At 48.1% G+C, this 18,943-nt stretch carries 18 protein-coding genes and 1 tRNA gene; 12 read left to right on the top strand and 7 right to left on the bottom strand.

Annotated features, from left to right (window positions below; genetic code table 11):
• Positions 1–178 precede the first annotated feature (178 nt).
• Positions 179–484 carry a hypothetical protein gene (locus ACV7NC_RS04605; protein WP_458154299.1) on the bottom strand — a complete coding sequence of 102 codons (306 nt, stop codon included), beginning with the start codon at positions 482–484 and terminating at the stop codon, positions 179–181.
• 472 nt (positions 485–956) lie between these two features.
• Between ACV7NC_RS04605 and ACV7NC_RS04610 the strand changes: the two genes are divergently transcribed.
• Positions 957–1,382, top strand: coding sequence for a hypothetical protein (locus ACV7NC_RS04610; RefSeq protein WP_458154300.1), 426 nt, complete (start codon positions 957–959; stop codon positions 1,380–1,382).
• Positions 1,383–1,527: 145 nt separating this feature from the next.
• Here ACV7NC_RS04610 and ACV7NC_RS04615 read toward each other — a convergent pair whose 3' ends face one another.
• Entirely contained in the window at positions 1,528–2,391 is an 864-nt protein-coding gene (locus ACV7NC_RS04615) for a hypothetical protein (RefSeq protein ID WP_458154301.1), read from the bottom strand.
• Between the two features lie 373 nt (positions 2,392–2,764).
• Between ACV7NC_RS04615 and ACV7NC_RS04620 the strand changes: the two genes are divergently transcribed.
• Positions 2,765–3,364, top strand: a complete 600-nt coding sequence (locus ACV7NC_RS04620) for a glutathione S-transferase family protein (protein WP_458154837.1) — start codon at positions 2,765–2,767, stop codon at positions 3,362–3,364.
• 214 nt (positions 3,365–3,578) lie between these two features.
• Positions 3,579–4,325, top strand: a complete 747-nt coding sequence (locus ACV7NC_RS04625) for a hypothetical protein (RefSeq protein WP_458154302.1) — start codon at positions 3,579–3,581, stop codon at positions 4,323–4,325.
• Positions 4,326–4,416: 91 nt separating this feature from the next.
• On the opposite strand, the gene ACV7NC_RS04630 is transcribed toward ACV7NC_RS04625, so the two are convergent.
• The 3 genes from ACV7NC_RS04630 to ACV7NC_RS04640 form a co-directional block, all read right to left on the bottom strand.
• Positions 4,417–4,746 carry a helix-turn-helix domain-containing protein gene (locus ACV7NC_RS04630; RefSeq protein WP_458154303.1) on the bottom strand — a complete coding sequence of 110 codons (330 nt, stop codon included), beginning with the start codon at positions 4,744–4,746 and terminating at the stop codon, positions 4,417–4,419.
• The gene (locus ACV7NC_RS04635; protein WP_458154304.1) at positions 4,730–5,065 is read right to left on the bottom strand and encodes a type II toxin-antitoxin system RelE family toxin; all 336 of its coding nucleotides are present in this window, start codon (positions 5,063–5,065) and stop codon (positions 4,730–4,732) included. Before ACV7NC_RS04635 ends, ACV7NC_RS04630 begins: the two co-directional genes overlap by 17 nt.
• 257 nt (positions 5,066–5,322) lie before the next feature.
• On the bottom strand, positions 5,323–6,036 hold the full coding sequence (locus tag ACV7NC_RS04640) for a hypothetical protein (protein WP_458154305.1): 714 nt from the start codon (positions 6,034–6,036) through the stop codon (positions 5,323–5,325).
• Between the two features lie 304 nt (positions 6,037–6,340).
• On the opposite strand from ACV7NC_RS04640, the gene ACV7NC_RS04645 reads away from it, so the two are divergent.
• The 9 genes from ACV7NC_RS04645 (at position 6,341) to ACV7NC_RS04685 (ending at position 15,028) form a co-directional block, all read left to right on the top strand.
• Entirely contained in the window at positions 6,341–7,945 is a 1,605-nt protein-coding gene (locus ACV7NC_RS04645; protein ID WP_458154306.1) for an ABC-F family ATPase, read from the top strand.
• Positions 7,946–7,989: 44 nt separating this feature from the next.
• Positions 7,990–8,523, top strand: coding sequence for a YaeQ family protein (locus tag ACV7NC_RS04650; RefSeq protein WP_458154307.1), 534 nt, complete (start codon positions 7,990–7,992; stop codon positions 8,521–8,523).
• Between the two features lie 382 nt (positions 8,524–8,905).
• Positions 8,906–10,501 (top strand): L-aspartate oxidase, encoded by a 1,596-nt coding sequence (gene nadB / locus ACV7NC_RS04655; protein ID WP_458154308.1) that lies wholly within the window; start codon positions 8,906–8,908, stop codon positions 10,499–10,501.
• A 74-nt stretch (positions 10,502–10,575) separates the two neighbouring features.
• The gene (locus ACV7NC_RS04660) at positions 10,576–11,049 is read left to right on the top strand and encodes an MEKHLA domain-containing protein (RefSeq protein WP_458154309.1); all 474 of its coding nucleotides are present in this window, start codon (positions 10,576–10,578) and stop codon (positions 11,047–11,049) included.
• Between the two features lie 80 nt (positions 11,050–11,129).
• Positions 11,130–11,221, top strand: a tRNA-Ser gene (locus ACV7NC_RS04665).
• 127 nt (positions 11,222–11,348) lie between these two features.
• Positions 11,349–11,915, top strand: coding sequence for an aminodeoxychorismate/anthranilate synthase component II (locus ACV7NC_RS04670; RefSeq protein WP_458154310.1), 567 nt, complete (start codon positions 11,349–11,351; stop codon positions 11,913–11,915).
• 34 nt (positions 11,916–11,949) lie between these two features.
• On the top strand, positions 11,950–12,975 hold the full coding sequence (gene trpD / locus ACV7NC_RS04675; RefSeq protein WP_458154311.1) for an anthranilate phosphoribosyltransferase: 1,026 nt from the start codon (positions 11,950–11,952) through the stop codon (positions 12,973–12,975).
• A 6-nt stretch (positions 12,976–12,981) separates the two neighbouring features.
• Positions 12,982–13,845, top strand: a complete 864-nt coding sequence (gene trpC / locus ACV7NC_RS04680; protein ID WP_458154313.1) for an indole-3-glycerol phosphate synthase TrpC — start codon at positions 12,982–12,984, stop codon at positions 13,843–13,845.
• Between the two features lie 280 nt (positions 13,846–14,125).
• Positions 14,126–15,028 carry a methyltransferase domain-containing protein gene (locus tag ACV7NC_RS04685; protein ID WP_458154314.1) on the top strand — a complete coding sequence of 301 codons (903 nt, stop codon included), beginning with the start codon at positions 14,126–14,128 and terminating at the stop codon, positions 15,026–15,028.
• A gap of 76 nt (positions 15,029–15,104) precedes the next feature.
• Here ACV7NC_RS04685 and ACV7NC_RS04690 read toward each other — a convergent pair whose 3' ends face one another.
• Both ACV7NC_RS04690 and odhB read right to left on the bottom strand, forming a co-directional pair.
• Positions 15,105–17,480 (bottom strand): fatty acid cis/trans isomerase, encoded by a 2,376-nt coding sequence (locus ACV7NC_RS04690; RefSeq protein WP_458154316.1) that lies wholly within the window; start codon positions 17,478–17,480, stop codon positions 15,105–15,107.
• A gap of 220 nt (positions 17,481–17,700) precedes the next feature.
• A complete protein-coding gene (odhB, locus tag ACV7NC_RS04695) occupies positions 17,701–18,942 on the bottom strand; it encodes a 2-oxoglutarate dehydrogenase complex dihydrolipoyllysine-residue succinyltransferase (RefSeq protein ID WP_458154317.1) in 1,242 nt (413 codons plus the stop codon).
• Position 18,943 lies beyond the last annotated feature (1 nt).

Below are 18,943 nucleotides of genomic sequence, written 5' to 3' on the forward strand. Positions count from 1 at the left end.
GCTGTCATTTTTATCAATTGTATTGTACGAGAATTTTTACTGAGGGCTGATTGATAATTTTAAGCTGGCTTTGACACCACACTATCAAAATCTAGATTCAGAATTAGTTACAAATCAGAAGCCTCTAAAAAAATAAACCCGCCAGAATTAGCGGGCTTATTTGAGAAAAAGCATAGCTTCACCAACGATGCCCTCGATGCCCCCTGCCGTGACCGCCGTGATGCTTGTGTCCGCCCCAATGCCGGTGTCCGCCGATGCCATGTTTGTGGCCGCCGTGCAGATGAATGCGGCCGCCGATGGTGTAATTCGGCACGCCGTAACGCGGAATACTCCGGTAGCCATAAGCCGCATAAGGCTGATAACCATAACCGTGGGCGGTGGTACGATAGTAGCCAGCGCCGCCGTAGTATGGCGTGGCAACGCATCCGCCAAGCAAAAACATGCCGATGACTGCGGCGATGATCAGTATCTTTCTGGTGTTCATGGTGTTTCTCCTCAAAAATCTTTTTTCGCTCAATTTCTTTGCTATTCCCGTCAGCCGATGTCCAATCGTTCTGATGTTGTGGATGATTCTGTTCCCCATGAACTGAATCGAGACTGAATGTAGATACTCTCTCTTTTGCAATTGATTTTTAAGAAGCCATGCTGTTTCCATACGGAAAAACATACGGCCGTCGAAAGGCTGTTTGCCGCGTAACAGACCGTAAATTGCATGCAGTATTTTGCGCATAACTGCGCATAATGCTTGGATTTTCAGTAACCCGCGTTTTTCCTGTAAATGTTTGTAATAAGCAGCAACATGAGATATCACACTCATTCGGCGGAATGCTTTCAGCTTCCGCCTTTCGCGGGTTTACTGGCGGGATTGAAAGAGCGGCTGGATCACATCTGCTTTCCGAAACAACGCACCGATGCCGTAGGCGAAACACCGCGCCGCCGACATCAAGGATGTTTACATGCTGCTGGAACGCAGCCAGTTAACGGATTTCGAATTCCTGGCGGGCTATCGCTACAGCATTTCCTACCTGAATCACCTGGAAATCTACAGTATCGAAGACCAAAGCGGCCTCGGCGCGGACGAAATTCACCTCACGATGACCGCCGACGACATGGCCACCAACTTCCTCGACTTCACCGACGAAGATTTCGACGACGACGAACGGCGGATGCTCAACTCCTACTACCCGAAAAACACCGCATTCAACGACCGGCTCAACATTACCGTGTTCGAACTGGATAGCGGCGATGACGACGACGGCCCCTTCACCGCCACGATTCCGGCGTTGAAGAAAGGCGAAAACAGCCGGGAATCGTCGCTCATCATCGAAGCGGAAGGCGCTGAGTATCAGATCAGTTACAAGCTGAGCCGGAATCCAAACTGATAAGGAAGCAATGCATTTATCGTTTTGGCAGCTTGTTTTCAGCTTGTAGGACAGATGTCCGGAGGGCGATCCGTCAAATAAAACCAGTGCCAACCTATCATTCAATAGCATCATCACACTCATTCAGCGGAATCATGCGGTCCGTTCAGTTCAATCCTTTACGTAAGACAAAAAAATTATTGTGGTTTTTATCGTAGATACCAAGATCTGAGAAATTTAACATCCACTCAAATTTTAAATTTGATGGAACTTCAGTTTCAAGATCAAGACCTCTATACAACTCTCGCAAAAACTCTGGTTCATTAATCTTTGGATCGACTTCGAGAATTACCCTGTAATATTCCTGAGCCAATTTGACCAAATGAAGCGGGTGACCAGAAGCGGCTATGGGTGGCGACATAAAAATTGAACCTTCAGGAACTCCTTGACTTGTATGCTCATCGAAGATTTCCCAAAGTCGTTTTCTTTCATCATTCATTCCATTATCTATTGATTCAAAAACGGAGTGATCAAAGATGCCAATTGCAGTAAATTTTTCACGATTAACTCGGGCAAATAGCACATCATCTGTTCTCTCGATGTGCCCTGCGCTCTCTAGTTTCGTACCCAAATGAAAATGATGAAACCCCATTACGTTCAGTAGAAAATCTTTATCTACCCATGAATCAACAGTGGAAGCAAGTATTGATGTTTTTGGACTGTATCCCCTTGAATGAGGTTGAATCGAGAGGTATGGCGTCAAATCTTCACCAGAGCGGGCTTTTTCCAAAACAATTTCAACTTGATGCTTGAGTAAACTCCAACGCTGATCATTTGTTACAGCTGATTCTATAATTACTTTTCTGGGTTTTATAGAGACATAACGACTTATCCAATTTAGATAGTGAACGAATAAAGTTACCAGCGGCATATTTTCAAGTATTTCCTTCGTTTTCCTGTCATTGGGAAATTTAGGAATTTCATTGATTATCTGGTTACGGAATCTTTTTATGCGTTTTGATTCATTCAAATTTTTTCTCCCAAGAAACTCCACCACAAGTAACGAAATTTTAATTTCAGCTCATCAAGCTACTAATTACTAATCAACTTACCTCTCAAGAAGAGATTGAGGAGCCAATCAAAACTGAAAGAATTAAACATCCGAAATGACGCGATATACTATTTGTCTTAAAAGTAGCATTAAGTAATATCAAAATTCGCTAGATTCATTTTTTCCTAATTTTTATATTGCCAAAAACTATGCTTGCAAAGCATATCCCCCAACTTCCGCCCGTGCAATGGATCATCGAATCTGCGAATCAACATCCACCATAACAACCCCGCTAAAATGCAATAATCAGTCCGTGATGCAATAAGGTGAAAACATTATTACTCTCTATGGCATTGAATGGTCACGCGCGAAATATGGTTTGTTCACGCTGACGGAGCTTGGCCTGGATTTTCAGCATGTCAGGATCAACCCATTCGAGAAAGAGAAAAATTCGCCCGAGTATTTAAAGCTGAATCCGCTGACGCAGGTGCCCACGCTGGTCGATGGCGATCTGGTGCTGACCGAAGCGGTGGCGATTAATTTTTATCTGGCGAGAAAATACGGCGCGGGGAAGCTGTGGGCGGACCGGCTGGAAGACGAAGCGCTGATCTACAAGTGGAGCCTGTTTGCCGTCACTCAAATGGAAACTGCCTGCGTGGATCTTATTGTGCACCGCAAGGTTATTGATGCGAAAGCTAGAAACCCGGACATCATCCAGGCGGCTGAGAAGAAACTGAAAAAACCGCTTGAAGTATTGAACAACCATCTCGCCGGTAAAGACTTCCTGGTGACCGACAAATTTACCGTCGCAGATATCAATATGGCGGGTGTTTTGTCCTATGCGCTGGGCGGCGAATTCGATTTTTCGCCCTATCGCGAGGTGGCGCGGTACTTGGATTCTATTTTATCGAGACCGGCGTGCAAGAAAGCGGGAATCATTCCCCGCACCTAAGGAAACGCTGATTCGTTGCCTGCGCAAGCGATTTGCTGCGTTGGGTGACGCTCAGAAACTTTTATATCTTAATTGAATTTCTTAATTTGCCTGCGACCTGTTCCTGGTGTTCTCAATACGTTTATCTAACCGGTCAAGCTCCGATATTCAGCTACAATGCGGTACTGAAAAACGTTATCGCGATTAAGCTGATGAAGCCATAGTCCATTCGCACATGCCGATTCCCTTCGAATTCTGGGTGCATCACGCCATTTTCTACGCGTTACTGTTTTTGATTCATTATGCGTGCGGATTACTGGTCATCCATTGCAATGTTAAAGTTAACTACACGCGCAAAGTTAACCATTTCGCATTCTTCTTTCTGCCTTCGTTACTGTCATTAATCATTGAATACCCGTACAGCCCGGCAACATTTCTCATCGATTTAATCTGCGCATTTGTTTTCCTGACATGCTTCATCAAACCCTTGCGAAATAACTTCCGGGTGCTTTCGGTCATGTTCAGCTCGTTTGATCGACCGGAAGACCGGCCATTCACCTTGATCTGGTTATACACCCAGTTTATTGCCAGTTACCTGGTACTGATCCCGTTGCTGGTTTATTTCGAAAGCCGTGAAATGCTGCCGCTCGTGATGATCATCATCATTGCCAACGGCGTCGGCGATGGGCTTGCGGAACCGGTCGGCATACGATTCGGCAAGAAAAAATATAGCACTTATGCGCTTTTTACCCAGCAAAGGTATGTGCGAAGCTATCTCGGCAGCGCTTGCGTTTTTGTGACAACGATGATTGCAATACTGGCGTTTCAACAATATTTCAGTGCGACTCAGCTTGTTGCCGCGCTGCTGGTCATGCCGATCCTGATTACGCTAGCCGAGGCATTTTCTCCCCACACCTGGGATAGCCCGCTCATCTATGCGGCTGGCGGAGTTTCATTGATGGGTGTTTTTCATTATTTGTAAGACTCTAGACTAACAGACGTAATCTGTTAGTCTACAATCAAAAGGGTCAGGCCCTTTTGATTCAATCTACCTCTACCGCGCCGTAGCCCCCTCAATACGCCAACTGTTCCAGTGTAATACCCATAGCAGCGGCGGCTTTTTCGAGCGTTGCCTTACGCGGGCGCTTGGCGGCTTCGATCTGGGCATAACCGGCTTGCGTGATACTCATGCGCTGCGCCATTTCTTCTTGTGTCAGCATCAAGTATTCGCGCCAAGCGGCGAGCATGCTCATGCCGTCAATGGCTTTACTGACGACCGCATGCGGCACACCATCTTTGGGCACATAGGCTTGGGAATGAACAAAATCCGCGTAAGGGATTACAACAAAAGCCGGACGACCTTTCGAATCATTGATTGTTTGATAATTAGTAAGTGGTTTCATCGCGTTTTTTCACCTCTTCAATGCTGACGATATGAATTTCCCCATCGAAATCAAAGAAAACTCTATGATTCCCGATGCGAAGGCGATATTGAAATTGATGATTGGTCAGTTTCTTGACACCTGTGCAATCAGGAAAAACAGAGAGTTTTTCTTCGATCACATCGCGAATGATTTGCGCCGTTTGCCGCTGCAGTTTCAGCACTTGCTTGATCGCCTTCGTTTTCCAGATGATCGCATTCATGAGCACTATTATAAGTCTTGCATAAGAATTATCAATAAGTTCATATAAGCATCTGTGGCGAAACATCAGCCAACTCAAAATTCTAGAAGTATTGCATGTTGTTGATTCCTTAAACCTGATATTCAACTGGGGTTCTCGGATTCGATTCAATCCATCTGCTGATCTTGGCAAAATGTGTTAATGCAAGACCCGGTACCTGGTTCTGTTATCACGCTCATTCGGCGGAACACTTTCGGCTGGGTTAAAGACTTCACCAGCTGCATCGTTACAATCATTAACCCTTGGATGGATTCACCAACGTAAGATAATCACTGGAGTCCGATTTCATTGATTATTCAGACCTCAACTGCGCGCCGATAATCTCGGGGATCAAGTAACACGATCCTGTCGAAGCGGTGAGGGATTCTTGGCATAACTTCCGATCGGAAGACGGATCGATCTTTATCTTCCATTGCGTAGTCGATGTAATCAGGCAGAACAAGCCACCAAGCCGAGTAATTGGAACGGTAAGGTTCGATCTTCTTTTCCTTCTCGGCGATGCATAGCCGCAGGTTGCGCTCGATCTCTGCCATAATCCAGCCTCCCGAATCATCGTCACTACTAGCACCGAGCAAGAAGAAGGTGCCATGATCCTTACTCGAACGAATGAGGTCGAGGTTCAAATTTGATGTCACATGAAGCGTCGTCTGCTCCCGCAATGGTTGGGACATAAATGCGCGCAACTGCGATCGCAGCAAAGGTTCTAGTGTCTTCCATTTCTCCAACGGACGGCGAAAATCCAAACCAACATACCAGCACTCGCCATTCAGTGATGGTCCAAGCAACGGCAGAAATGACTTGAATCTGTTCCACAGCGGAATTTCAAGCTGTTCCAATCCTTGTCGCGACCCATCGTCGAACTCGAAATTCTGATTAAGGCGACGCACCTCGACGGCGATGCGTCCACCGACGGCGAAATCAGGCGGAATGTTGCCATCAGGCTCGTAGATAACGGTTCCGATGTTTAGCGAACGAAGGTACTGCTGGGCGAGTTGCTCTGATTTATCCATTTGATACATAGTTACAACTGAACATCCAAGATGATGCAATAAATTACATTAGTTGTAATACTCAAACCCATAAAACACATTCTATCTTATTATTTTTTATAAAATCACCATCGTTTTAAATTTCATCGCAAGATCTTGCTAGAAGGTATTAGATTCATTCTAAAAATTCCATACTTGCAAAGCATAACCCTCAATCATTGTTTCATACAATTGATATCAACACCCGCCATACCCCAGCAATCCCCTCGAAAAACGTTTAGAATGTGCGCCCCTTTCTTGTAACCATCATCCGCAGGTACTCGTTTTGATCACAACCGCCAATATCACCATGCAATTCGGCGCCAAGCCGTTGTTTGAAAATGTTTCCGTCAAATTTGGCGGGGGTAATCGCTATGGGTTGATCGGTGCGAACGGTTGCGGTAAGTCGACGTTCATGAAGATTCTCGGCGGGGATCTGGAGCCGACGGCCGGGAATGTTTCGGTCGATAGCGGCGAACGGGTGGGCAAGCTGCGGCAGGATCAGTTCGCGTTTGAAGAGTATCTGGTGATCGACACGGTGATGATGGGACACGCGGAGCTATGGCGCATCAAGCAGGAGCGCGACGCCATTTACGCCAATCCGGACGCCACCGAAGACGATTATATGCACGCTGCCGGGCTGGAATCCGAGTTTGCCGAGCTCGACGGTTATTCGGCGGAAGCGCGTGCCGGGGAGCTGTTGCTTGGCGTCGGCATCCCCTCTTCTCAGCATCAGGATTTGATGAGCGCCATTGCGCCGGGTTACAAGTTGCGCGTGTTATTGGCGCAGGCGTTGTTTTCCAATCCCGATATTCTGCTGCTCGACGAGCCAACCAATAACCTCGATATCAATACCATCCGCTGGTTGGAAGATGTGATCAACGACAGCAAGAACACCATTATCATCATTTCCCACGACCGGCATTTTTTGAACAGCGTGTGCACGCACATGGCCGATCTGGATTACGGCGAATTACGCATTTATCCCGGCAACTACGACGATTACATGACCGCTTCGACTCAGGTGCGCGAACGCATGCTGGCCGATAACGCCAAGAAGAAAGCGCAGATTGCCGATTTGCAATCGTTTGTCAGCCGTTTTTCCGCCAATGCGTCGAAAGCCCGGCAAGCCACCAGCCGCGCGCGGCAGATAGAGAAAATCAAGCTGGAAGACGTCAAACCGTCCAGCCGCCAGTATCCGTTCATCCGCTTTGAATATCACGAAAAGGAAAAATTGCATCGCCTGGCGGTTTCCATCCAAGCCATTAGCAAAGCTTTCCCCGGCATGGATAAACCGCTGTTCGAGGATTTCAGCCTGAATATCGAGGCCGGTGAGAAAGTTGCGATCATCGGTCCGAACGGTATCGGCAAGACCACGCTGCTGCGCTGCCTAGCAGGTGATTTGATACCGGATAGTGGCGAGATCAAATGGACCGATAAAGCAAATCCCGGCTATTTCCCGCAAGACCATGCGGCGGATTTCGCCGAAGACATGTCGCTGACCGAATGGATGGACCAGTGGCGAAAAGGTAGCGACGACGATCAAACGATTCGCGGTACGCTGGGGCGGTTATTGTTCTCCGGCGACGATGTGAAAAAATCCACGCGCGTGATTTCCGGCGGCGAACAAGGCCGCATGTTGTTCGGCAAGCTGATCCTGCAGAAACCGAATGTGTTGCTAATGGACGAACCGACCAACCATTTGGACATGGAGTCGATTGAATCGCTAAACAGCGCATTGGAGAAATATACCGGCACGCTGATTTTCATCTCCCACGACCGCGAATTCGTCTCCTCGCTGGCCACGCGCATCCTCGAAATGACACCGGATGGTATCAAAGACTTCAAGGGCAATTACGAGGATTATTTGAGATCACAAGGGATTGAATGATCCGCAACAATAAGTGGCTGAATTAATCACGCTTCGGTGAACCTGTGGCCTTAAAACCGACCATTTATAAATTCAAAATTGCGCTGACCGATCTCAATCGCAATTATTACGACACGCTCAGCCTGACCGTTGCCCAACACCCGTCCGAAACGATTGAGCGCATGATGGTGCGCATGCTCGCGTTTTGCATCAATGCCGAGGAATCGCTGTTATTCACCAAAGGCTTGAGTACCGCGGAAGAACCCGATCTATGGACTCATACTGCGGATGGTCGGATCGGCGTGTGGATCGACGTCGGCGAACCCGACCCGGATCGCATCAAGAAAGCCACCCGCATCGCACAAACGGTCAAAGTGTACAGTTTCAATTCCAAATCGAATGTCTGGTGGATGCAAGAACAAGCAAAATTCGCTCCACTGACCGCCGCCATTTTCCAGTTTCAATGGTCTCAGATCCAGATACTCGCAACACTGGCACAACGAACGATGGATATTTCCGTCACGATCACCGAGGAATCGGCCTTTGTAGCAACAGAATCGGGAGAATGCGAGGTAAGCTGGGTAACATTGCAAGCTTGATTTTGTATCTCACACTCCCAGCTTTGTCGCGATCGGATTTCACACGAACGATTGCAGCCGTAATGCATTGTGAATCAAGGCATATAAGGCTATTAAATAGCGCAACTCCATCTCGGTTTTATACCAGCTTTCATCCACTCTGAACCGGTCTTATTCCCCATGCCTGCGGGTTTACGTGTTACGATTGCGTTACGATGCTTCGCTGGCGGCACAGCAATCAGATTTGCTGAATTCTAGCTGCAATCATCACGGAGCTTACTATTTCTGAACAGCTTTTTTTGACTCACCGGTCACAGCCGCCTGCCCGGAGTTTTAGCAATCTGGGATTTTAATCCCTCGGCACGGTCAAAAGTGACTTAATTACTTAAAATTAATCGGTTGAATGTCTAACAACTATTTCGATACGCTCATTATCGGCAGCGGACTGGCTGGTTTTTCCCTGGCCTTGCACCTGGCGAAACAGCAAAAAGTCTGCATCGTCACCAAGCAAACAGCCGATTCCGGCGCTAGTTCGTGGGCGCAAGGCGGCATTGCAGCCGCGCTATCCCACGAGGATTCCCCCGCACAGCATGTGCACGACACTTTGATTGCCGGAGCCGGTTTATGCGATGAAGCCATCACCCGGTTTGTTGCCGAACATGCAGCGGCTGCAATCCATTGGTTGATCGGTGAGGGGGTTGTTTTTACTGCCGATCCAAGCAACGGGACTGGATACCACCTCACCCAGGAAGGCGGTCACAGCACCCGGCGAATTATCCATAGCGGCGATGCCACCGGTAAGGCCGTGCAGCAAGCGTTGATCGAACGAATCCGGATACATCCGAATATCTGCATTCTGGAACATCATATCGCGATCGACCTGATTACCAGCGATAAACTGCCGGATTATAAGAACGCTGAACAGAAACGCTGTTTCGGCGCTTATGTGCTCGACAAGAACAAAGATAAAGTGCGCACCTTTACTGCCCAAAACACGGTATTGGCGACCGGGGGCGCGAATAAAGTTTATCTCTACACCACTAACCCGGATACCGCCACCGGTGACGGCATTGCAATGGGTTGGCGGGCCGGTTGCAGAATCGCCAATATGGAATTCATTCAATTCCATCCGACTTGCCTGTACCATCCGCATGCCAAGTCTTTTTTAATCAGTGAAGCTGTCCGTGGAGAAGGCGGATTATTGAAACTGCCCAATGGCGATCGTTTTATGCCCCGCCATGATGAGCGCGCAGAGCTCGCGCCGCGAGACATCGTCGCACGCGCGATCGACTTTGAAATGAAGAAACGCGGTTTGGATTGCGTGTATCTGGACATTTCGCATAAACCGGCGGATTTTCTGAAAAAACATTTTCCGACGATTTATGCCCGTTGTCTGGAGTTGGGTATCGACATCACCCAAGAGCCGATACCGGTTGTTCCCGCTGCGCACTACACCTGCGGCGGCGTTGTAACCGACCGGCAAGGCCGGACCGATTTGAGCAATCTTTACGCCATCGGCGAAACCGCGCATACCGGCTTGCATGGCGCAAATCGCCTGGCCAGCAATTCATTGCTCGAATGCGTGGTTCTGGCGCAAGCTGCAAGTGAAGACATAATCAGTCAATCCGCGAATGGATTGCCGCCGCTCCCCGACTGGGATGAAAGCCGAGTCACCGATGCCGACGAGGAAATTGTCATTGCGCACAACTGGGATGAATTGCGCCGCTTCATGTGGAATTATGTCGGCATCGTGCGCACCACGAAACGGCTGCAGCGCGCGCAACGCAGAATCGAGTTACTACGCGAAGAAATCAATGAATATTATACGAATTTCCGTGTTACCAGCGATTTGCTCGAGTTACGCAATCTGGTCGACAGTGCCGATCTGATCGTGCGTTGCGCGATGCTGCGTCATGAAAGCCGCGGTTTGCACTTTAGCAAAGACTACCCTAGGACTTTACCGGCCGCTCACAACACCATTCTCAGAAAAAGCAATTAGAAAATCATGTATCGCACGGCTATCATCGCGCCATTCACCACATTCTCCCGAAACCAGTCATAGTTTAAGCGGCCATGAAAAATGATTGGAATGATCCCCCGGTCGTGCAATGGTGCCAATACCTGCTTGACAGCTACTCTCATTGGCTCCGGCATGAACTCATCGACCGCAGCGGCACACCGCTGGAGCAAGCACAACGGCTGTTTCACTGCCCGTTTGTCGTCGCATCGCATGGCACCGAAGCGGACCCGGTGCTGAATTACGGTAATCAGACAGCGCTGGAGCTATGGGAAATGAATTGGCAGCAATTCACGCAAACACCGTCACGCCTCACCGCCGAACCGCCTAACCGCGAAGAACGCGCCCGCATGCTGGAACAAGCAAAAACCCAAGGCTATATCCCGGATTATCGCGGCATCCGGATTTCCAGCAGCGGCAAACGTTTTCTGGTCGAACAAGCAACCATTTGGACGATTCATAAGCCAGACGGCACCACCATCGGCCAAGGCGCGACTTTCTCATCCTGGAAATTTCTCGAAGAACAATAACGAGCGCCGCCCGCTGCGAAAACAAATTTGCCCGAAAATGATATCTGGTTTATTCTTGGCCCCCAATTGCATGACAGCCTGGAGAAATGACCGAGTGGTTGAAGGTGCACGCCTGGAAAGCGTGTGTACGGCTCAAACCGTACCGCGGGTTCGAATCCCGCTTTCTCCGCCAAATAAACACGCTTGTAAAGACCTTCCAATCATCATTACTGGCTTTCATGCTGGTAAAATCAGCGAGATAATCTTATTTCGTCATTTGGTATAATCCATAAATTATTTATATTGTACGCCGGCTCAAAATGCTGTTAATGATCGATAACTACGATTCTTTTACCTACAACCTGGTGCAGTATCTTTCGGAGCTGGGTGAAGACGTCGTGGTCTATAGAAACGACGAAATTACACTGGATACCATCTTGAAATTAAAGCCCGACCGGATAGTAATCTCCCCCGGGCCTTGTACACCGAATGAAGCTGGTATTTCATTATCCGTGATCAAAAAATTCAGTGAAGATATTCCTGTCTTAGGGGTATGTCTGGGACATCAAAGCATCGGACAAGCATTCGGCGGGCACATTGTTCATGCGAAACAATTAATGCATGGCAAGACATCGCCGATTTTTCACAAAAATGTTGGAATTTTCCGCAACTTGCCAAACCCGTTTATTGCCACTCGCTACCACTCGCTCGTGATCGAACGATCGACATTACCCGATTGCCTTGAAGTTACTGCTTGGACCGAAGATGATGAAATTATGGGCGTTCGCCATAAAACCCTCGCGATCGAAGGCATCCAGTTTCATCCGGAATCAATCCTGAGCGAGCATGGACATCAAATGCTCGAAAATTTTCTTAAACGTGCCTAGTGCTGTCAATACTGTAATTTCATAAGGCAATCCAATGAATCCACAAGAAGCGCTTCAGCGACTGATTGAGCACCAGGAAATCATGCACGATGACATGACTTCCTTAATGCGTCAAATCATGCAAGGTGAGGTTTCTCCTGTTTTAATCGCGGCCATTATCACCGGCCTGCGCGTAAAAAAAGAAACTGTTGGTGAAATTACGGCTGCAGCCCAAGTGATGCGGGAATTTGCGGCCAAAGTCGATGTTCAGAACAGCGCATATCTGGTTGATACGTGCGGCACCGGCGGTGATTCCGCGCATACTTTCAATATCTCAACAGCCTCGGCATTTGTCGCCGCCGCCGCCGGTGCTCGTGTCGCGAAACATGGCGGCCGGTCGGTCTCCAGCAAATCCGGCAGCGCAGATGTTTTAGAAGCATTGGGTGTTAATCTTAATCAAACGCCATTGCAAGTTGCGGAAAGCATCCGTGAAATCGGCGTGGGATTTATGTTTGCACCCAATTATCATGCCGCGATGAAACATGCCGCACCGGTACGCCGCGAATTGGGCATCAAAACATTATTCAATATCCTTGGGCCGCTAACCAATCCGGCTAATGCGAAAAGGCAAGTACTAGGCGTGTTTTCCGATGAGCTGGTCGAGCCTTTGGCGCAAGTTCTGCAGCGTTTGGGAAGCGAACACGTGTTGATTGCCCATGGTAAGGATGGACTGGATGAAATCACGATTACTGGCGAAACCAGAATCGGGGAGATGAAAAATAATCGGATTACTGTGTTCTCAGTCCGACCCGAAGACTTTAATCTCAAAACTGCTGTAATTGACGCGATTCGCGTCACGGACAATGAACAGGCCAAAAGAATGCTACTTTCGGTATTGGAAAACACTGCCGGACCTGCACGGGATATCGTTTTAATGAACGCTGGCGCGGCAATTTACACAGCCGGAATTACCGACTCGCTTGAATTAGGCATAACAGCGGCGCTACGGGCAATCGAAAGTGGAGCTGCGCTGAAGAAACTTCACGATCTCGTTGAATTTACCAACCGGAATCCCGTTTAAGATACCATGTCCGATATTTTAAAAAAAATATTGATCGTTAAAAAGCAAGAAATTGCTGCTGCCGAGGCGCTAAAACCCTATACGGCGTTACTCAAGGAAGTTCAATCCACACCGCCGCCACGAGATTTTATTGGTGCGATCCAAAACAAAATTAAAGCGGGGCAATCAGCGGTAATCGCAGAGATTAAACAAGCCAGTCCCAGCAAAGGCGTTTTACGCGGATCAGCATCCGGTGGTGCGCAAGCACTCGAATTCATACCCGATGAGATTGCTAGAACTTATGCCAAGCATGGCGCGGCGTGCCTTTCGGTATTGACGGATAAGCAATTTTTCATGGGAGCCCCCGAATATCTGCAAGCAGCGCGCGCAGCTTGTTCATTACCGGTGTTGCGTAAAGATTTTATTCTTAAAGAATATCAAATCGCGGAAGCGCGCGCGATGAATGCTGATTGTATTTTACTGATTGTCAGCGCTTTCTTGCTCGAGACTGAAAACGGCCACGCCTCGGCTAATTCAAAAACTGCTCCGATCGCTCGTATGTTAAAACTTGAGCAATTAGCCCAGTCACTGGGTATGGCGGTTCTGGTTGAGGTTCATGATGCCGCCGAACTTGAAATGGCGCTTCAGCTATCAACTCCGCTGATTGGAATTAACAACCGGAATTTAAGGACATTTGAAACGACTCTAGACACCACGTTGGGATTATTAAGCAAAATTCCATCCGGTAAAATTGTCGTCACTGAAAGTGGCATTCATACACCTGCCGATGTTGCACTGATGCGTGCTCATCAAGTAAATGCGTTCCTTGTTGGCGAAGCTTTTATGCGAGCCGCAGATCCCGGCGTTGAGCTTGCTCGATTATTTTTCTAGACCATGAAGTAACACCGAAAAACTGATATCGAATGACCAGTAAATTAACCGGTGTTTCCTTAGTTCGCTGGTTCAGCTGATAATCAAGAACGCTTTCTCAGGAATCAACAATCAAACACCCGATAAGGTGTATTATCACAATCGCATCTACAAGTCGCCTGACCTCGATAACATCACAAAGCTTAATTTCTTTCAGGTTGTTTCGTTAAAGTGATCTTCTTCAGAATTACAGTATTCCCAATATCTATTTTTGTTAAGAAACTTCTATAGGGAGAAATTCGTGAGCAATAAAATCTCAAATAATGTTTGGAAAATCATCGCTTGCCCACAGTGTGGAACATCTCTTCAAGAATCACATCAGAATGTAACCTGTAGCAGTTGTCAAACAAAGTATGAATTTAACAAATCGGGTGCTATTGATTTGAGGCTGCAGCAAGAAAAAAAATATCGATATGATTTTTCGTTAGGAACGCAGTTGATACCTGAATCAGGGTTTGATTTTTCCACACTACCAGAGAAAAATAATCCAGAAGTAGATTTTTCTAAACAAGATGCTCCATTTCACCTTACAAGAGAAACTCTAAGTTATTTTCCAAAAGCAAAAGATAAAACCAGTTTAATGCTTGATCTTGGTTGCGGAACCGGCTTACATAAAGAAGTCTGTGAATATGCTGGATTTGAGTATGTAGGCTTGGATTACGATTCAAACGAAGCTTCCATACTTGGTGATGCGCATGCTCTGCCTTTTAAAGATGATAGTTTTGATTTCATACTTTCGATAGCTGTTCTTGAACATATCAGATTTCCTTTTGTTTCAATGAAAGAAGCCTATAGAGTATTAAAACCTGACGGCATCTTTATAGGAACAGTAGCTTTTCTTGAGCCATTTCATGGCGATAGTTATTATCATCACACACACTTGGGAACTTATAATTCCTTGCAACAAGGTGGGTTCAAAATTGAAAAAATTTGCCCCAGCGATAAATGGACGGTATTGATGGCGCAAGCGAATATGGCATTATTTCCCAAGTTACCTCCTATACTTTCAAAATCATTAGTAATGCCTTTACAAATCCTGCACAAAAGCTGGTGGAAATTAGGCTCTTTTTTCTCGAATAAAGCCTCTGAAGCAATTCGTGTAAGGAATACCACTGGAGCATTCACCTTCATTGCCCGGAAATAATCATAGCTCTCGTCAATTCATTAAATGGTAAAGTAAAAAAATTACCCAATGAAACATAATCCTGAAATTCTTACAGTTAATAGTTTTCATAACGGTTGACATCAAAAATACCGGCTATCAGAGGTTCTCGTTCTGTTTGCCAAGCAGTGATGTCATGCAGAATTTCCCAGAAATGCGGGTGCGTGCGCCGCACCCCCCAGGTGTTCACAATATGCTCAAAACGGGTTTCATTTTTTGCCGCACCGAGCAGCAGCGCAAACTCCTCGATATCCGTACTCGGTACATCAAAAATGAAATTCGGATAGCTGCCGGCAATGCCGGGGTATACCGTTAGGCGGTCTTTTTCGGGCTGATACCTGAATTCTTCACCCAATATAAAAGCCACATTGGTATGCGCACGGTCCCGCAATAAGGTATAGACCGTGCGTTTATCCTCACCGTGTTTGACTCTCACGAAAGTCACTTCCGGTAACTGGTTGATGCCAACCAGATCACTCGCCGTGCGGGCGGCAATAGTAGACAAGGCACGATCCGATTTTTGGATCCAGAGTGGCTGATCCGGGCGCACACAGTCCGTCTCCCGGCAACGATTGATCGGGTCATCGGCCATTGCATTCACCGCCTCAAACCGGTCAAGAATCCGAAAAGCGAGTTCCTGCTTCGGATCCGCGGTTGCGAAGCGTTCTGCTGAGGGCGACACATCGTCAATATTTTCGTAAAAGATCCCGAATTTAAGTTTGCCTGCTTGTTGATACCAATCGTGCAGTATGTTTGTGCGTTGACCATCGGGTATCAAGCGCAAAAAGTTATGTTCCGAGCTATTGCGAATCAGATCGAAATACAATCTGGTCAGAAGTTGATGGGCGACATTGCCGAATACGTTGTAATTCACCACCAGTATGTAATAGGTGCGCTCAAGCAGAGGATAATCCATGAGCCACAATGTCTGCGGAACATCTCCGATCAATCCGCGGGCAACCGAAGCGCTATCGTAGTGACGGGTAATGGTCAACAAGGCATCTTGATTCCGCTGATCACCATCCCATAGATGATCCAGCGAAGCGCCTTGCGGATATTGCAAAAAATACTGACTGCGGCGCTGCGCCAGATAGTCATTATGATGACCGAGATACCAAAGCCATTCCTCGCCCATCGCCAGCAAATCATCGTTTTGTCCGGGCATTTCCAGTAATGGAATAGCCTGGCGTTGATACGCGTCATTCGTAGTGAACAGATCGGACTCCGGATTCTGGAATAAAACCCAGAAACGATCGCGTATCACGTCGGTTGCAATCTGACCGCGGCACACCGGTCCATGAATGACATTCCGGATATAGTATTCGGCGTCGTCCAGCATAAACCGGTAACGCGCATACGCCGGGATCGCGGCAAAGGTTGCGAATGGATTGACCCGCTCCGCATAACTGTATCCTGGCAAATTGTCCAGCGGCCACTCATCAGAGAAAAATAGCTCGTTGATCCGCTGCTGCTTGGATGCGTTAAGCGGATAAGGAATCCGGCGTTTGTGCAGAATGCTGCCGTTAATCGGACGGATACGGTAGAAAAACGGTTGTTCGGGATCGTCATTGGGAAATACGGTGGGGATCGGGATGATATCCTTGCCAGGTGCCGTTGTAGACCGGATTAACTCAAAAAAACGTAACTCTCCATTCAGATCCGGAAAATACAGCGTCGCCATAAACCAGTGCTCATACAACCAGCGCGCCACCAGTTTGCCACGATTATCATCACGATTGAGTAGCGATTCCCATTGCCGCAGCGACTCTCTCTCGCCATCGGTCAATATCACCGGTTCATCGGTAATCACTGCGCCCTGCCTGACCCACCCGGCCAGCAGCGCATATTCCTGATCACTCAGTCCGGTAACAGCAAACGGCATGCCGCTGAGGGGATAGTCCCGCGCATAACCGGGAAATTTCTCACCGGTGACACACTGGTTTTTCCGGGTAATGCTCAGGTCAATCGAATCCGGAAGCTTGCTGTTCGGCGGGAATGGATACTGCTTCGCCAGAGATATCATTGCTGCAATCAGCGGTTCGGATCGTGTGTCGTGAGGTTGCAGAACAGAATGAAAACCGCGTTCCCGCCATCCCGAAACAGTCAACTCATCGATCCCGAGCCGGGTCGGCGCCAGAGCCTCAGCCCGCGCACCAACATAAATGGATTCGCGAAAAGCCCCGCGCAACAATCCCTCCGTGTTCTCCAGCTTAAGCTGGCACGGTGCATCGTAACAACTGTGACAGGATAGACATTTGGCTTCGAGAATCGGACGAATCTCTTCATGATACGAAACCGGTCTTTCTATCGCGGGCGGCAACGCGACTGGCACCGGTGCTTGTTGGCGCGCAATTATCGGATTATTGTCGCCTTGGCAGGCGGATAACAAAAAGAAGAAACAATAGAAGAGTCTGAATGTGTGGAATAACTTCATGAAGATCCTTGGAACATGGATTCAAAATGCGCTCTCATCGCTTATCGCGGCAGGAATCGCCGAGCTCACCGGCGTATCTTGACAAATCCAGCATCCGGATTCACGCAGTTGATTTCACTGAAACGCAGTCAATACAACAATAGTTGAGAAGAATGAAATTCTGATTACTTTAACCTTGAAAAATAACCATCTGAAACAAGGAATCAATCCTTGTTTATTTTCACTTCTCCAGCAACGGACTCATCGGATATTCCAGCGCTTCTTTCATCGCCACCAGCGACAATACCGCTTCGCGTCCGTCGATAATTCGATGATCATACGATAACGCCAGGTAATTCATCGGGCGAATCACAATCTGGCCATTTTCTACGACCGGACGCTCCTTGGTGGCATGGATACCAAGAATGGCGCTTTGCGGCGGATTGATGATCGGGGTCGACAGCATCGAGCCGAACACGCCGCCGTTGGTGATCGAGAATGTACCGCCGCTGAGTTCGTCGATACCGAGTTTACCGTCTTGGGCGCGCTTGGCGAAATCGGCAATCTGCAGTTCAATCTCAGCCATCGACAGCTTGTCAGCGTCGCGAATGATAGGCACTACCAGCCCGCGCGGACTGCCGACCGCAATACCGATATCGTAATAATCGTGATAGACAATTTCATTACCTTCCACCGATGCATTGACGATCGGATATTTTTTCAGCGCCGCAACCGCGGCTTTGACGAAGAACGACATGAACCCAAGTTTCACGCCATGCTCTTTCTCGAATTCGGTTTTGTAACGCGTGCGCAAATCCATGATCGCTTGCATATTGACTTCGTTAAACGTCGTCAGGATGGCAGCTGTAGATTGCGACTGCACCAGCCGTTCCGCGATGCGCTGGCGTAGCCGTGACATCGCTACCCGGCGTTCCGTGCGCGCTCCGGCAGCAACCGCTCCGGAAGAAACAGGCTTGCTATCCGCCCGTGCAATCGGACGGGATTTGCCATCTACGTAGGCTTGCACATCTTCCTTGGTAATCCGGCCGCCGAGACCGGTACCCTTGATTGCGCTTGTTTCCGTCGCTTTCAGATCGTTTTCTTCCGCCAGCTTCCGCGCTGCCGGCATCAGCATGGGAATAGCCGCATCGGTTGCTTCCACACTGGCTTTTTCAGCGCTCTTACCGGTAGCAATGACTGTTTCTTTTTCAGCCACCGCCGCTTGCTTTTCGCTGGGCACGACGGCTTCGGTATCAATCATTGCAATGACTTCGCCGCTAACTACTGTCGCACCATCCTGCTTCAGGATTTTACTCAACACGCCGGCGCTGGGCGCAGGCAATTCCAGCACCACCTTATCGGTCTCGATGTCGATCAGATTTTCTGACCGGTTCACGGTATCCCCTGCTTTCTTATGCCAAGCGATCAGCGTGGCTTCAGCAACGGATTCAGATAATACGGGAACTTTGACTTCAATTAGCATG

This window comes from Nitrosomonas limosa, from assembly GCF_054188085.1.

Bases quoted from the DNA above. Each gene is read 5' to 3' on its own strand.
- ACV7NC_RS04605 (WP_458154299.1), bottom strand. From the start codon at position 484: ATGAACACCAGAAAGATACTGATCATCGCCGCAGTCATCGGCATGTTT.
- trpD (WP_458154311.1), top strand. From the start codon at position 11,950: ATGAATCCACAAGAAGCGCTTCAGCGACTGATTGAGCACCAGGAAATC.
- odhB (WP_458154317.1), bottom strand. From the start codon at position 18,942: ATGCTAATTGAAGTCAAAGTTCCCGTATTATCTGAATCCGTTGCTGAA.
- ACV7NC_RS04630 (WP_458154303.1), bottom strand. From the start codon at position 4,746: ATGAAACCACTTACTAATTATCAAACAATCAATGATTCGAAAGGTCGT.
- ACV7NC_RS04625 (WP_458154302.1), top strand. From the start codon at position 3,579: ATGCCGATTCCCTTCGAATTCTGGGTGCATCACGCCATTTTCTACGCG.
- trpC (WP_458154313.1), top strand. From the start codon at position 12,982: ATGTCCGATATTTTAAAAAAAATATTGATCGTTAAAAAGCAAGAAATT.
- ACV7NC_RS04640 (WP_458154305.1), bottom strand. From the start codon at position 6,036: ATGGATAAATCAGAGCAACTCGCCCAGCAGTACCTTCGTTCGCTAAAC.
- ACV7NC_RS04610 (WP_458154300.1), top strand. From the start codon at position 957: ATGCTGCTGGAACGCAGCCAGTTAACGGATTTCGAATTCCTGGCGGGC.
- ACV7NC_RS04670 (WP_458154310.1), top strand. From the start codon at position 11,349: ATGCTGTTAATGATCGATAACTACGATTCTTTTACCTACAACCTGGTG.
- ACV7NC_RS04660 (WP_458154309.1), top strand. From the start codon at position 10,576: ATGAAAAATGATTGGAATGATCCCCCGGTCGTGCAATGGTGCCAATAC.
- ACV7NC_RS04690 (WP_458154316.1), bottom strand. From the start codon at position 17,480: ATGAAGTTATTCCACACATTCAGACTCTTCTATTGTTTCTTCTTTTTG.
- nadB (WP_458154308.1), top strand. From the start codon at position 8,906: ATGTCTAACAACTATTTCGATACGCTCATTATCGGCAGCGGACTGGCT.